Annotated in this window: 14 protein-coding genes and 1 pseudogene; 11 read left to right on the forward strand and 4 right to left on the reverse strand. The window is 64.2% G+C overall.

Annotated elements, in window-relative coordinates; translation table 11 throughout:
- The first annotated feature begins 60 nt into the window (after positions 1 to 60).
- The 8 genes from DNK34_RS03490 (at position 61) to DNK34_RS03525 (ending at position 7,230) form a co-directional block, all read left to right on the forward strand.
- Positions 61 to 516, forward strand: a complete 456-nt coding sequence (locus DNK34_RS03490; RefSeq protein ID WP_131174951.1) for a GNAT family N-acetyltransferase — start codon at positions 61 to 63, stop codon at positions 514 to 516.
- 80 nt (positions 517 to 596) lie between these two features.
- Positions 597 to 1,466 (forward strand): M90 family metallopeptidase, encoded by an 870-nt coding sequence (locus DNK34_RS03495; RefSeq protein WP_131174952.1) that lies wholly within the window; start codon positions 597 to 599, stop codon positions 1,464 to 1,466.
- A 38-nt stretch (positions 1,467 to 1,504) separates the two neighbouring features.
- Positions 1,505 to 2,032, forward strand: a complete 528-nt coding sequence (gene ppa, locus DNK34_RS03500) for an inorganic diphosphatase (RefSeq protein WP_042556316.1) — start codon at positions 1,505 to 1,507, stop codon at positions 2,030 to 2,032.
- Between the two features lie 518 nt (positions 2,033 to 2,550).
- A complete protein-coding gene (locus DNK34_RS03505; RefSeq protein ID WP_131174953.1) occupies positions 2,551 to 3,330 on the forward strand; it encodes an AraC family transcriptional regulator in 780 nt (259 codons plus the stop codon).
- Between the two features lie 70 nt (positions 3,331 to 3,400).
- A complete protein-coding gene (locus DNK34_RS03510; protein WP_131174954.1) occupies positions 3,401 to 4,822 on the forward strand; it encodes an NAD(P)/FAD-dependent oxidoreductase in 1,422 nt (473 codons plus the stop codon).
- 39 nt (positions 4,823 to 4,861) lie between these two features.
- A complete protein-coding gene (locus DNK34_RS03515; RefSeq protein WP_131174955.1) occupies positions 4,862 to 5,947 on the forward strand; it encodes a polyamine ABC transporter substrate-binding protein in 1,086 nt (361 codons plus the stop codon).
- A gap of 2 nt (positions 5,948 to 5,949) precedes the next feature.
- Positions 5,950 to 6,276, forward strand: coding sequence for a cupin domain-containing protein (locus DNK34_RS03520; protein ID WP_131174956.1), 327 nt, complete (start codon positions 5,950 to 5,952; stop codon positions 6,274 to 6,276).
- Positions 6,277 to 6,378: 102 nt separating this feature from the next.
- The gene (locus DNK34_RS03525; RefSeq protein WP_131174957.1) at positions 6,379 to 7,230 is read left to right on the forward strand and encodes an aldo/keto reductase; all 852 of its coding nucleotides are present in this window, start codon (positions 6,379 to 6,381) and stop codon (positions 7,228 to 7,230) included.
- A 114-nt stretch (positions 7,231 to 7,344) separates the two neighbouring features.
- Here the strand turns inward: DNK34_RS03525 and DNK34_RS25965 are convergent.
- The 4 genes and pseudogenes from DNK34_RS25965 to DNK34_RS03545 form a co-directional block, all read right to left on the reverse strand.
- Positions 7,345 to 7,515: pseudogene (locus DNK34_RS25965) on the reverse strand (leucine zipper domain-containing protein); the annotation flags it as partial.
- A gap of 83 nt (positions 7,516 to 7,598) precedes the next feature.
- Positions 7,599 to 8,972, reverse strand: a complete 1,374-nt coding sequence (locus DNK34_RS03535; protein WP_131174958.1) for a sensor histidine kinase — start codon at positions 8,970 to 8,972, stop codon at positions 7,599 to 7,601.
- A complete protein-coding gene (locus DNK34_RS03540) occupies positions 8,957 to 10,021 on the reverse strand; it encodes a response regulator (protein ID WP_165496894.1) in 1,065 nt (354 codons plus the stop codon). The genes DNK34_RS03535 and DNK34_RS03540 overlap by 16 nt, the downstream gene beginning before the upstream one ends.
- A 5-nt stretch (positions 10,022 to 10,026) precedes the next feature.
- Positions 10,027 to 10,368, reverse strand: coding sequence for a hypothetical protein (locus DNK34_RS03545; RefSeq protein WP_131174960.1), 342 nt, complete (start codon positions 10,366 to 10,368; stop codon positions 10,027 to 10,029).
- A 228-nt stretch (positions 10,369 to 10,596) separates the two neighbouring features.
- Between DNK34_RS03545 and DNK34_RS03550 the strand changes: the two genes are divergently transcribed.
- The 3 genes from DNK34_RS03550 (at position 10,597) to DNK34_RS03560 (ending at position 13,537) form a co-directional block, all read left to right on the forward strand.
- On the forward strand, positions 10,597 to 11,190 hold the full coding sequence (locus DNK34_RS03550) for a response regulator (RefSeq protein ID WP_131174961.1): 594 nt from the start codon (positions 10,597 to 10,599) through the stop codon (positions 11,188 to 11,190).
- Positions 11,187 to 12,965, forward strand: a complete 1,779-nt coding sequence (locus DNK34_RS03555; RefSeq protein WP_207401596.1) for an ATP-binding response regulator — start codon at positions 11,187 to 11,189, stop codon at positions 12,963 to 12,965. Before DNK34_RS03550 ends, DNK34_RS03555 begins: the two co-directional genes overlap by 4 nt.
- 314 nt (positions 12,966 to 13,279) lie before the next feature.
- Complete coding sequence (locus DNK34_RS03560; RefSeq protein ID WP_131174962.1) at positions 13,280 to 13,537, forward strand: hypothetical protein; 258 nt, start codon at positions 13,280 to 13,282, stop codon at positions 13,535 to 13,537.
- Positions 13,538 to 13,550: the final 13 nt, after the last annotated feature.

Consider the following 13,550-nt stretch of genomic DNA (forward strand, 5'->3'; position numbering starts at 1 on the left):
TCTTAGGCAGCATCCGGGTAGCCCCTGGAACGCCCTCCCCACCGACTTCGAGGCCTCGCCATGCGCATCGTCCCCGCCACCCTGGAGCACCTGGATCAACTGACCCCGTTGTTCGTCAAATACCGCGAGTTCTATGGCGAGCCGCCCTTCCCCGACTCCTCGCGCAAATTCCTCGAGACCCGCCTCAGGCGCAAGGAGTCGGTGATCTACCTGGCCATGCCCGATGACGAGGACAGGCTGCTGGGCTTCTGCCAGCTGTATCCGAGCTATTCCTCGCTGTCGCTGAAGCGGGTGTGGATCCTCAACGATATCTACGTGGCCGAGGACGCCCGCCGGCAACTGGTCGCCGACCGCCTGCTGCAGACCGCGAAGAAGATGGCCAAGGACACCCATGCCGTGCGCATGCGCGTGGCCACCAGCCGCGATAACGACGTGGCGCAGAAAGTCTACGAGTCGATCGGCTTCGTCGAAGACGAACAGTTCAAGAACTACGTGCTGCCGATCAACAGCGACTGAGCCGGCCCCGCAGCACGGGCGGCTTGCCCTGGGCGCCCGGCCTGCTTATGGTGGCGCCACCCCGCAACCGAGCCTTCGTCATGTGGTCGTTCCGTGCCTGGCGCCGTCGGCGCATCCTCTCCCGTAACCCGGTCAGCGCCGACAGCTGGGCCGTCGTGCGCCAGCGCCTGCCGATTCTCGACGGCCTGAGCGAGTCAGACGAACAGCGCCTGCGCGAGCGCGTGGTGCTGTTCCTCCACGACAAGCACCTGACCGCCCTGCCCGGCGTCGAGCTGGATACGGACGACCGCCTGGCCCTCGCGGCCCTGGCCGAGCTGCCGCTGTTGGGCCTGGACGAGCTGAACTGGTACCAGGGCTTCCACGAGATCGTGCTCTACCCCGACGACTTCGTCAGCCCGCAGCGCCATCGCGATTCCGGCGGCATCGAGCACGAGTGGGATGGCGAGCACAGCGGCGAAGCCTGGCAGCAGGGCCCGGTGATCCTGGCCTGGCCGGGCGTGCAGGCCAGCGGCGGCTGGGAGGGCTACAACCTGGTGATCCATGAGCTGGCGCACAAGCTGGACATGCTCGGCGGCGATGCCAACGGCCTGCCGCCGCTGCACCGCGACATGTCGATCCAGGACTGGGCCGCCGCCATGCAGCAGGCCTACGACAGCATGAACGCCGCGCTGGACGCCGATCCCGAGGCGCAGACCGCCCTGGACCCCTACGCCGCGGAGAACCCCGCCGAATTCTTCGCGGTGACCAGCGAATACTTCTTCAACGCTCCCGATCTGCTCGACGCGGCCTTTCCGGCGGTCTACGCCCAGTTGCGCCTGTTCTACCGGCAGGATCCGCTGGCACGTTTGCGCCAGTTGCAGGTCGAACACCCGGACTATCAGGAAGCCACCCCCGCCCAGCCGGATACGACCAATGGCTGGAATGGCAACGACACGGGAATGCACCTATAATCCGGCCACTTTTTTTGGCCCACACCAGGGAGTCACCCATGAGCTACAGCAAGGTTCCGGCCGGTAAAGACCTGCCCAATGACATCTACGTCGCCATCGAGATCCCGGCCAACCACGCGCCGATCAAGTACGAAATCGACCACGACACCGACTGCCTGTTCGTCGACCGTTTCATGGCCACGCCGATGTTCTACCCGGCCAACTACGGCTTCATCCCGCACACCCTGGCCGACGACGGCGACCCCCTCGACGTGCTGGTCGTGACCCCCTACCCGGTCGCGCCAGGCTCGGTGATCCGCGCCCGCCCGGTCGGCGTCCTGCACATGACCGACGAAGCCGGCGGCGACGCCAAACTGATCGCCGTCCCGCACGACAAGCTGACCACTATCTACAAGGACGTCCAGGAATACACCGACCTGCCGCCGCTGCTGATCGAGCAGATCAAGCACTTCTTCGAGAACTACAAGGACCTCGAGAAAGGCAAGTGGGTAAAAGTCGAAGGCTGGGGCAACGCCGAAGCGGCCCGCGCCGAGATCACCAAGGCGGCTGCGGCTTATCAAAAGTAAGCCCGACCTGCCTTACGAAAGCCGGCCACAAGCCGGCTTTTTTATTGTCCAAAGAAATCCGGCAAGCTTGCACAAGCGCAAGAAATACAGCCCCGAGCTCAAGCGGGAAGCCATCGAACGGGTTCGTCGTACCGGGGCGAGTCGCCGGCAGTTAACCCGGGAGGTTGGTATTGCCCGATCCTGCTCATCCGTTAGATTCGAGAATTACGGCCAGGGGCAGGGAAAGTCTTTCCGTGGCCGGGAAGCCCACGAGATGAGGAGCTTGCCCGCCTCAAGCGTGCGCTGGCGGATTCAAGCAAATGGGCTTGCACCATGCGCAGGCAACGAAAACCTGGAAAGTCTCACCATGGGGCACAAGGCAGCCCACGCCGGGCAAAGGCCGCACGCGGATTGGCTGCCAAAGCCTGCAAGCCAACAACGCCGGCCCCAACGGTAGCCTCTACGAGCCTTGAGCAATGTCGCCCTTGGCCTGGAACTGGCAAGATGATCACGAGCACTGCCGATTCAGATAATTGCCGATGCCCACACTACAGCCCGCCCCTGCCCCGAGTGAAGCCATCACCCGCGAAGTCGTCGAGCGCTATCACGCGCTATGGATCGCCAAGGATGGTGACGGACTGATGGCGATGTTCCACCCGCAGATCGAGTACTTCGATTTTTTCAACAACCAGCAGATTCCCCTTCGGCAACTGCATCACTACGTCTGCCAGTCCTTTCCCCAAGGGCCTTCCCAGCACATCACCTATACCGACCAGATCCGTGTGGCGGGCGATACCGCCTTCATTCAATACGAGGCGCGCCTGAACATGCCTCGCGGGCAACTGGCCAGCCTGCGCGTGTGCGAGGCGATTACCGTGCGTGACCGGCTCATCTGGCGCGTCCACGAATACGCCTCGCGCTTGCGTGAAAGCGGTGACGACAGCGGAGTCGCACGGCTTGGCCTGAGCGCACGAGCCGTGCAGATGATGCTGTTGGATCTGCAGCACTACTTCAACAGTGAACGGCCCTATCTGGACGCAGAACTGAGCCTGGCCAAGGTTGCCGATGCGCTGGGTTATACCCGCAACCAGGTGTCGCACCTGCTCAATCAGGTACTGGGCATGAATTTTTATCAGTACCTGAACAACGCTCGGCTGGACGAACTGTTCCTGCGCCACGCCCAGCAGCCTCAGGCGCGTCTGGAAGACCTGGCGCTGGCCGTCGGTTTCAACTCGTTATCGGTGTTCTACCGCTGCTTTCGCGAACGCACCGGACGAACGCCGAAGGCCTGGCGCGCCGATCACCGCGAAAATTCCTGACGGGCCCGGAGACAGGACGACCACCGCCATCGCTGACTAGAGTGGGGCCATCGTTTCCTGGAGCCTCGCCATGCGCACCACTGCCGTCAGCCTGTGGATGGATCAGGTAGCCCAGTTCGCTGCCAGCCGCCCTTCTCTCGATCACGCCCTGGAGCTGGACATCGCCATCATCGGCGCCGGCTACACCGGCTTGTGGACTGCCTGGTACCTGAAACAGCACGCGCCGCAACTGCGCATTGCCATTTTCGAGGCGCGTCAGGTTGGGCACGGTGCATCCGGGCGCAATGGCGGTTGGCTGCTAGGACGAATCACCGGCCTGGAAGCAATGCTCCAGAACCTGCCACGCGACGAAAGACATGCCTTGCTGAAAGCCGTTCAGCAGATTCCCGATGATGTCGAACAGGCGCTCAGGCAGGCGCAAATCGACTGCGGCTACCGCAAAGGCGGAGTCCTGGCCTGTGCGGCTCGCTACCCCGAGCAATGGCAATGGCTGCAAGAGGAAATCAAATCGCTGCACGCCTTCGGTTACAGCGAAGACGACTATCGCCTCCTGAGCGCCAGCGAGCTGGCCGGGCAAATCCGCGTGAACAATGCCTATGGCGGCATGTTCAGCCCACATTGCGCCACCATCCAGCCCGCGCAGTTGGCCTTGGGCCTGGCCAGCACGCTCGAAGGCCTGGGCGTCAGGATCTACGAGAACAGCCGGGCCGAAAAAATCGGCAACGGGCAACTGAACGTGGCCGGCCACCCGGTCAAGGCCAACTGGATCGTGCCCTGCGTCGAGGGCTATGCGATGGAATTCCCGCCACTTGGCCGCTATCAACTGGCCGTACAAAGCCTGCAGATTGCCACCGCTCCGTTGAGCGAAGCACAGTGGGCCGAGATTGGCCTGGCCAATGGCCAGGCCGCACACGAATGCAGCCGTCAGGTGAGCTACTTCCATCGTTCCCGCGATAACCGCCTGGTGTTTGGTGCCCGTGGCAGTTACCGCTTTGGCGGACGCCTGCGTGAAGACTTCCGCTTGAGCGAGGCCGAGCTGGCGTTGCGCCGCAACATCGTGCTGGACCTGTTCCCGCAACTGGCCGGCACCCCCATCGAATATGGCTGGGGCGGAAACCTCGGGATGACCCGCCACTTCCGCCCCTATGTGCTTTGTGATCAACCGCGAAACATGGCCTGCGCCGGCGGTTATGGCGGCGAAGGGGTCGGCGGCGCCTACCTGGCCGGGCGCACCCTGGCAGACCTCATTCTCGGCCGGGACACGCTCTATGCCCGCGCCCCCTGGGTCACTCGACGCAGCCTATCCAGTGCCTTGAAACGCTGGGAGCCAGAGCCGTTTCGCTGGCTTGGTTACGGTGGCATCAGCGCGGCCTACAGCTACGAAGACGCGTTGCTGTCCAACCCGCACAGCGCACCCTGGCAACGAAAAATGGCCACGGCCCTGGCGGTAGGCGTCAGCCATCTGGTTTCCCCCGACGTCAAGGTCGGTTGAGTTCGTCCACCTACTGTCGCTCGCCTTCGGAGGCTCCTAATGCGTACCTTGTCCTACCCTTTGCTTCTAACCGCCACACTGCTCAGTGGCGGTGTCCAGGCCGCTCAGCTCAACCTGTACAACTGGGCCGACTACCTGGGCCCGGACACACTGCAAAAGTTCGAAAAGGAAACCGGCATCAAGGTCTTCCTGGGAACCTTCGACTCCGACGAAACGCTGGAAGCCAAGATGCTCACCGGCGGCAGCGGCTACGATCTGGTCGTAGTGCCCAGTGACTTCCTGCCACGGCATGTGCGCGCAGGCGTCTACGCCCCTCTCGACCACAGCAAACTGCCAAACTGGCAGAACCTGGACGGCAACCTGCTCAAGCAACTGGAGAAGGTCGATCCAGGCAACCAATACGGCGTGCCCTACCTCTGGGGCAGCGTCGGTATCGGCTACAACGTCGAAAAGGTCAAAGCCGTATTGGGCGACAACGCCCCGGTCGACTCACTGGCCCTGATGTTCGAACCGGAGAACCTCGGCAAACTGAAAACCTGCGGCGCTGCCTTCATCGATGGCCCTACCCGGGTCATTCCCACCCTGCTGCATTACCTGCACCTGGACCCGAACACGCAAGATCGTGACGACTACAAACAGGCCGAACGGCATCTGCTGAAGCTACGTCCCTCGGTCACCACGATCAACTCGACCAAATACTTCGGCGACCTGGCCAATGGCGACCTCTGCGTAGCCTTCGGCTACAGCGGCGACATCCTGCAAGCACAACAATCCGCGCAGGAGGCAGGCAAGCCCTACCACATCGTCTACAGCCTGCCGAAAGAAGGCAGCAACCTGTGGTTCGACATGTTCGCCATTCCTGCCGACGCCAAGAACAAGGAAGAGGCCTACCAGTTCATCGACTTCATGCTGCGCCCGGAAATCATCGCCGAAACGGCCAACTACCTGCGCTATGCCCAACCCAACCAGGCAGCGGCCTCGCTGACCGATACCGACCTGCGCGACAACCCCAACATCTACCCGAGCGCCGAACAACTCTCGCGCATGACCGTGAACGCCGACCAGCCCAACCCGATCGTGCGGCTGATCAACCGCCTCTGGACCACCTTCAAGACGGGACACTGAACATGAGTTCTCCTGAATCCATCCGTTTCAGCGAATGTCCCGTGACCGAGGCCGTGCAGGCCAACCCGTTCTATCAAAGTGCGGAGTTGGGCGTCGACAGCGGTTTCTGGGCCTCGGAACCCGGCATCATCGAGCTGGACTTCGGCCCCTCGCAGTGCGAACTGTGTACCTTGCTGCAAGGCAAGGTTCGCCTGAGCAGCGCAAACGGTCATGAGGCGATCTACTGCGCCGGCGACACCTTCATCATGCCCACCGGCTTTCGTGGCCGCTGGGAAACCCTGGAGACGGTGCGCAAGTATTACCTGATCCTGCAACGCCCGGAAGCGTAGCCCCCTGAGCAGGCCCGGCGGCAGCACGCCGTCGCGTTCAACAGGGTGCTTTCGGCCCGTCGAGCAGGGCCGTCACCCATTCACCCGAGTAGGAAAAAGACCATGAGCGATCGCCTCCCGATGATCGAATTACCTGGCGGCCAGTCCGTCGTCGCCCTCGGCCAGGGCACCTGGCACATGGGTGATGGCAAGGCAGGTATCGACGCTGAAGTCACCAGCCTGCGGCATGGCCTGGACCTGGGCATGACCCTGATCGACACCGCGGAAATGTATGGCAACGGCGCCTCCGAACAAGTCGTCGGTGAAGCGCTGCGCGGACGCCGCGACGAAGCCTTCGTGGTCAGCAAGGTGCTGCCGGAAAATGCCTCGCGCCAGGGCATTCACCACTCCTGCGAGCGCAGCCTCAAGCACCTGGGAATCGACCACATCGACCTGTACCTGCTGCACTGGCGCGAAAGCGATACGTCGCTGGCGGAGGTCGTGGAAACCTTCGAAGCGCTAAAGGCCGAAGGCAAGATCGGCGCGTGGGGCGTTTCCAACTTCGACGTGGACGACATGGAAGAACTGCTCGCCGTGCCTGGCGGCGATCGGGTCGCGGTCAACCAGGTGCTGTACAACCTGGCGCAGCGCGGCATCGAATACGACCTGCTGCCCTGGTGCCAGGCACGGGGCATCGCCATCATGGCTTATTCCCCTCTCGATGAGGGCCGCCTGCTACGCCACGATGGGCTGATTCGCTTCGCCGAAGAACGCCAGTTGTCGGCGGCCCAGGTGGCGCTGGCCTTCGTCCTTGCCCGTCCTGGCGTCATTGCGATCCCCAAGGCCGGCTCGGCGCATCACGCGCAGAACAACCGCAAGGCGGCCACGATTCGCTTCACGGCCGATGAACTGGCAGAACTCGATAGGCTGTTCGCGGCGCCCACCCGCAAAATACCGCTGGCGACGATCGACTGAAACGAACCGCTGAGGCAGTTACGCCCGTGCTGCTTGGCCTGATAGCGCGCCCCGGCTTGCTCAGGGCGGACATGACGCGGAGTGGGTGGCGATCTTTTCGATTGCCGCCAAGGGTGGACGCGAGGAGCGATCCATCAGGCCAGGTTTTCCCTCTTCGCGAAACCGTTTGAGCCATTTGTAGGCGGTACGCACGCCCACGCCTGGGCGCGCAGTCCCTGGTGGATGCGTTGGGCTAAAGGGGCTCGGACCACGCGGGGCAAGACGGGCCTGTTTATGCAGGCTCATCCGGGGCTCCTGGAAGGCTGTGTGGGTCGCGCTTCCAGAATTCCGGGTAAGCCTCGGATGAACAACCTGCTGAGAGATCACAGCTAGCGCACCAACGGCTCATGGCCTTCTGCCGCAGGAACCCGGTCGGGTTCGAGCCGACTGGCTGCCGGTTCCCGCTGCACCGCCCGTCCCGCAAACGGCAGCAGCAGGCTGAAGGCCGTGCCGGGCTCATCATCCTCCACGAGGCACACATCGCCGCCCTGCCATTGCGCAAGCATCCGCGCGATGGGCAAGCCCAGCCCCAGCCCGGCACTGCGTCCGGCGTGCTCGCCACGGTAGAAACGCTCGAAGATTCGCCGCCGATCCTCAGGGGCGATGCCCTGGCCGAAATCTCTCACCGTGCAGCGCAGTACCTGTCCCTCTATCTCGGTGATCACCTGAACAGGCAGTCCCTCGGGGCTGTACTTGTGTGCATTGGCAATCAGGTTGACGAGAATCTCCACGCACCACATCCGGTCACAGGAACCCCATACATCATCGCCATGGCGCTCGATCTGGCGCCGTCCCAATGTATCGCCGAGCCGCTCCAGCGCTTCATCGATGACCTCGTGCCAATGGCAGCGGACGGGGCAGAGCGCCCTCATCGCCGTGCCCTCGCCTTCGTCCCCCCGCAGGCCATCGAGCACCCGCTCGATCAGCCGGTTGAGCTGCGCCACGGCCGTGCGTATGCGCTGGCTGCGTTGCTCGATGTCCTGAGGATCGGCAGAGCTCCGTCGCCGCAGACGCTGTGCGCTCGAATCGATCACCGCCAGCGGTGTGCGCAACTGGTGCGTCATCAGCGAAACGACATCCCGGTAGCGCAGCCGCGCGCAACGCTCGCGCTGCAGCATTTGCTGCAGCGCGAGCGCCTGGCCCTGCTGGCAGGAGATTTCCCGACGGGCAGTCCTGAGCTGGCCACACAACACCGCGCCCGCCATCAGCATGCCGAGACAGGCCATCATGATCTGCATGACGACCCGCCGCCGGCTATCGCGCTGCCGCTCATGCGCATTGCGCTCGGCAACCATGATCAGGCCACCGATACGCTGGAACTCCCGCTGCAACGCCAGGTAGTCGACCCCCTCCGCCTCGAGAGCCGCCTGGACCCGCCGCACGTCCGGCCAGACCCCCACCTGCCGCACGAAGGCGCTCGGCCGGCCCTGGGTCAGCAGTCGAACATCGGCCACCAGCGTGCGCCGGAGCCGCTCGATATCCTCGGCAGAGCTCTGCTCACCGTCGAGTGCCTGCAGTAGGCGCCCCGCCTGGTAAGACGACTGGCTCAGAGCCCAGGCCAGGCTCTCCCCGCGATCACGCCCCAGATCCGAGCGCAGCTCGGTCAGTTCGTACAGGGCATGGCCGAGCATGAGGACGAAAACGCATACGACCAGCAACGTGAAGTGGCGCAGCCGTGGTTTCTTTATCAGCCCAGTTCGCACGGCTGGCGCTCGCCTTCCATCCAGCACAGATCGGGCACGGCCCAGCCCAAGGCCAGAATCCGCGCCACGAGGTCGACCTGGCGCGTGACCCCTACCTTGGCGAACACGTTGCGCAAATGGAAAGCGACGGTGCTGGCGGAAATGGCCATCGTCTCTGCCACCTCCTCCGACCGCAACCCGCGCGCCAGCAGCAGCGCCAGGCGCGCCTCGGTCGGCGTCAGCCCATACATCAGCCTGAGCGCCTCGCGGCTGGGTAATGACCGGCTCTGCGCCGCACACAGGTACAGTGCGACGACATGCTCGCAACGCGCATCGCCACGAGGCTCCAGGCACGACAGGCCGACCAGCAGCGAGCCGCTGCCGCGTTGCTCCAGGACGACCAGCCGGCGCTCACCCTCTGCCGAACGTGACAATTCAAGCAGGCTTCGTTGCAACGCGGCTTGCGAGGCCTGGCCGGTATCGGGCCAGACGATCTGCCCCTGCCGCCCCGAAGCCCATACCCCCTGCTGCGCGAGCACCTGGGCCTGGGCATTGGCGTACAGCAGTTGCCCTGCCCCATCGCTCAACAGCACCGCCCCCGGCAACGGGCCGAAGACCCTGTCCATGCGCGTGAGGAAATCGTCACGCCTGGCGACCTCTCTGCGCAGGCGACGCACCTGCGCCAGGCGCGCCTTGATGGTCGCCAGCAACAGGTCGTAGTCCACCGGTTTGACCAGATAGTCATCGACGCCCTCGAGCTTGGCGCGCAGTACGGCATCGCGGTGCCCCAGCGCCGTCAGCAGGATGAACGGAGAATCCGCCAGCTCCGGGAAGCGCTCGCGCACATGACGATGGAGGGAATAGCCATCCTGCCCCTCGTCGCTCTCCAGCATCACATCGCACAGCACCAGTTCCGGGCGCCGGGTCTCCAGGTGCTGGAGCGCCTGACGGGCATTGGTCGCCGTGAGCACCCGATAACCGGCCGCCGTCAGTTCCTCCTCGACATCCGCCAGGAGCGCCGCCTCGTCCTCGATGCAGAGAATGCAGGCGCGATATGCTGTTTCCTCCACGGCCATCATGACGCGACCGCCAGCCGCCACGACGCCCAGGCCCAACGCAGGGCAACCAGCCTCACCGCGAACGCCGCGCCCGGCGCGACAGCGGCGGGCGTCGGCACCTCTCGCATCAACCGCCGTAGGCTGGCGATCCCGGCCATTGACCGGTCGCTGCGCTCGGATCGACACGCCCCGATAACCACGCGCTCGCCGTCATGGCGCACGCCCGGTCGTGGCTCGTCAGCCCCCGCACGGGGGGTGGCGACAAGGCATAGAAAGCCCAGCGACAGCGCCCAGCCCCAGCGGATGAGCAGAGCGCGCCGGATCGGCACGAGTGAGTTGATTGCCAGCGATATGCCCATGGTGGTTCCTTCAGCCGTTACGCCCTTCCTGACCGAAGGGCTGCAACCCGCCACCGATAATGCGGAATACATGCCGGTGGCGCCCATGACAGGCACAGCTCGAAGGTCCGTGAGCAGACTAACGAAAATGCCCTGCCTCGCAGCCTAACGAGAGCCGCAGCGGCTCGACCATAGTCCATTTGGACTGTTCGCTTGCACACGGCCGGCAGGCGGGATCAAATATCGACCATGACTACTCGACTTCTTCTGATCGACGATCACGCGCTGTTTCGCTCCGGTATCGCCATGGTGCTGGCGGCCGGCCTGAGCCGTATCGAAATATTCGAAGCCGCCTCGCTGGAGGAGGCGCTGCGCTGCCCCGCCGATACCCTCGACCTGCTGCTGCTGGATATCCAGTTGCCAGGGATCAATGGCCTCGAAGGCATCGCCCCACTCAAACACCGCTGGCCAGAAGCGAAGATCCTCATGGTCTCGGCCTTCCATGAGGCGGATTCGGCACGCAACGCCCTGGCCCGAGGTGCCCAGGGGTTCATTTCCAAGACCGAAACCCCGGATCGGATGCTGTCGATCATCGCCGCCCAGCTGTGCGCCGAAGCCCCCGGCGAGCCGGCCTCGTTGTCCGAGCAGATACGCCTCACGCCCCGGCAATGCGAAGTGCTGGACCTGCTGTGCCAGGGCCTGTCGAACAAGATGATCGGGCGCCGCCTGAACCTGTCCGAAAACACCGTGCGCGGCCACGTGCAGGCCATGCTGGCTACGCTGCAGGTTTCCAGCCGCTCGGAGGCCGCCTTCATTGCCCGGCGGATGGGACTGGTGAGTTGACCGTAGACACGCCGAAGCCTTCCCCGATCGCTGCCGAGCGCATTCGCCTCGAGCAGTTGCGCCTGTTGCTGGGCGCCATGAAAAGCTCGGTCACTCCCGGCGTACTGGTCGTGGCCCTGCTGGGCTTCACCCTTTATGAAACCAGCAACCCCATCGTGCTCGGCATCTGGTGCGTGGCAGTGCTGGCCGGCCGTATCGGTGCCGTGCTGCATGCCAGCCATGTACTGAAACACCGGCAGGAAGCCGACAATCCGCAACGCGTTACCCGTTGGCTGCTCTGGCTGAACATCTACGACGCCACGGCATGGTGCTCGTTGATCTGGATAGCCCTGGGCAGTGCCAACGTGTACGGCAGCATCCTGATCATGGCCTGCATCGCCGGCATCACGGCCAGCGCCATGCTTCTGCTGGCGCCGGTCAAACCGGTGTACCTCGGCTTCGCCATCTCCGGCCTGAGCGTGACCGTTGGCAGCCTGCTGCTGATCGACGCCCCCAACTACCACCCCCTGGCAGCAGCCTGCCTGCTCTATGCATTCGGCATCCACGGGCGAACCCGGCACGCCCACGACGAAACCCGCGATTCCATCATCCTGCGCTTCGAGAATCTGGAACTGATCGAGCGCCTGCGCGAGGCGAGCGACCGCGCCGAAGCCGACCGCGACCGTGCCGAGCAGGCCAACCTGGCCAAGTCGAAGTTCCTCGCGGCCGCCAGTCACGACCTGCGCCAACCGGTGCACGCCCAGGAACTGTTCCTCGAAGTATTGGCGCGCAGCGAACTGAAGCCCCCGCAACGGAATGTGCTGCAGAGTGCCAGAGCGGCCAGTCAGGCCTCGGCCCAGATGCTCAACACCCTGCTCGACTTCTCCCGCATCGAAGCCGGCGTGATCGAACCCCAGCGCAAGTCATTCGGCCTGCAGCCGCTGCTCAACAAGCTGGAAGCCGAGCTGGGTTACCAGGCCGACGCCAAGGACATCGTCTATCGCTGCCGGGAAACCCCGCTGGCGGTCTACTCCGACCCCGCCCTGCTGGAACTGATGCTGCGCAACCTGATCGCCAACGCCATCCGCTACACCGAACGCGGCGGCATCCTGATCGGCTGCCGGCGGCGTGGAAGCGATGCCCTGATCGACGTCTACGACACCGGCATCGGCATCGCCCCCGAGCAACAGCTCGAGGTATTCCGCGAATTCCATCAGTTGGGCAATCCCGAGCGTGACCGGCGCAAGGGCCTCGGCCTCGGTCTGGCGATCACCGATGGCCTGGCCCGCTCCCTCGGCCATCATCTGGCCCTGCGCTCGCGCCCTGGCATCGGAAGCCTGTTCCGCGTGCGCCTGCCCCTGGCGAGCGGCGACTTCATCGAGGACACCTTCGAGAATGCCGCCGCACTGCCGCAGATCGCCTGTGCCAAGCTGGCCGGGCGACGCATCCTGGTGCTCGACGATGACGAGGCGGTATGCCAGGGCATGCAACAGTTGCTGGAAGAGTGGGGCTGCCAATGCCGCTCGGCCGAAACCATCGCCGGCGCCTTGGCGCTGACAGAGGCCTGGAACCCGGAACTGCTGGTCAGTGACTTTCGGCTGCGCGAAAGCCACACCGGCGCCCAGGCGATCGAAATGCTGCGCCAGGCAATGGGGCACAGCGTTCCCGCCCTGCTGATCACTGGCGATACCGCGGCCCAGCGTCTGCGCGAAACCACCGCCAGCGGCATCCCGCTGCTGCACAAACCCGTCTCTCCGGCACAGCTCTACCGCGCCCTGCTCACCTCGCTGACGTAGCCGTTCGTCCTGAAGAACGCATTTTTCTGAGCAAATGAGCCAGTCCATTTGGACTGTCCCGAGCCCCCGTCAAAACCGTCTATGTCTCCTGCGCCCCGCAGCACGCCTGGCCTGCGCCACGAGGCACGTTTTCCCCTGCCCGTCCTACCTATCTAAACAGAGGGGGCGCGGCCAATCGCCATTCGGATAAGGTCTCGCCGCATCGAGCGTCAAGGCGGCAGGCACCACGCACTCAAGTGCGTGGCCATGCCGCCGGCGAACAGAACGCCAGCGCAGCTCCAGCCAAACACTTAACCGCTCACAGGGGAAACACCATGTCCATCAAGTCGCGTGCACGTCAGCTTGGCCAAGGCATGACGGAATACATCATCATCGTTGCGCTGATCGCCATCGCCGCCATCGTCGTCTACAACCTGTTCGGCAGTACCGTACGCGAGCAGGTCGGTGACATGGCCGCGGAACTGGGCGGTGGCCAGGCTCAGCAGAGCGCACTCGCCACCGGCCAGGAAGCGCAGGCTGCCGGTCAGACCGCGCACAACCTGGGCAGCTTCCAGCAGGACGAGCGTCAGTAAGCCGACCCGTCAC

Source organism: Phytopseudomonas dryadis, from assembly GCF_004327355.1.
Taxonomy (GTDB): domain Bacteria; phylum Pseudomonadota; class Gammaproteobacteria; order Pseudomonadales; family Pseudomonadaceae; genus Aquipseudomonas; species Aquipseudomonas dryadis.

Coding starts and splice junctions, on each gene's coding strand:
- DNK34_RS03490 (WP_131174951.1), top strand. CDS start 61: ATGCGCATCGTCCCCGCCACCCTGGAGCACCTGGATCAACTGACCCCG.
- DNK34_RS03495 (WP_131174952.1), top strand. CDS start 597: ATGTGGTCGTTCCGTGCCTGGCGCCGTCGGCGCATCCTCTCCCGTAAC.
- ppa (WP_042556316.1), top strand. CDS start 1,505: ATGAGCTACAGCAAGGTTCCGGCCGGTAAAGACCTGCCCAATGACATC.
- DNK34_RS03505 (WP_131174953.1), top strand. CDS start 2,551: ATGCCCACACTACAGCCCGCCCCTGCCCCGAGTGAAGCCATCACCCGC.
- DNK34_RS03510 (WP_131174954.1), top strand. CDS start 3,401: ATGCGCACCACTGCCGTCAGCCTGTGGATGGATCAGGTAGCCCAGTTC.
- DNK34_RS03515 (WP_131174955.1), top strand. CDS start 4,862: ATGCGTACCTTGTCCTACCCTTTGCTTCTAACCGCCACACTGCTCAGT.
- DNK34_RS03520 (WP_131174956.1), top strand. CDS start 5,950: ATGAGTTCTCCTGAATCCATCCGTTTCAGCGAATGTCCCGTGACCGAG.
- DNK34_RS03525 (WP_131174957.1), top strand. CDS start 6,379: ATGAGCGATCGCCTCCCGATGATCGAATTACCTGGCGGCCAGTCCGTC.
- DNK34_RS03545 (WP_131174960.1), bottom strand. CDS start 10,368: ATGGGCATATCGCTGGCAATCAACTCACTCGTGCCGATCCGGCGCGCT.
- DNK34_RS03550 (WP_131174961.1), top strand. CDS start 10,597: ATGACTACTCGACTTCTTCTGATCGACGATCACGCGCTGTTTCGCTCC.
- DNK34_RS03560 (WP_131174962.1), top strand. CDS start 13,280: ATGTCCATCAAGTCGCGTGCACGTCAGCTTGGCCAAGGCATGACGGAA.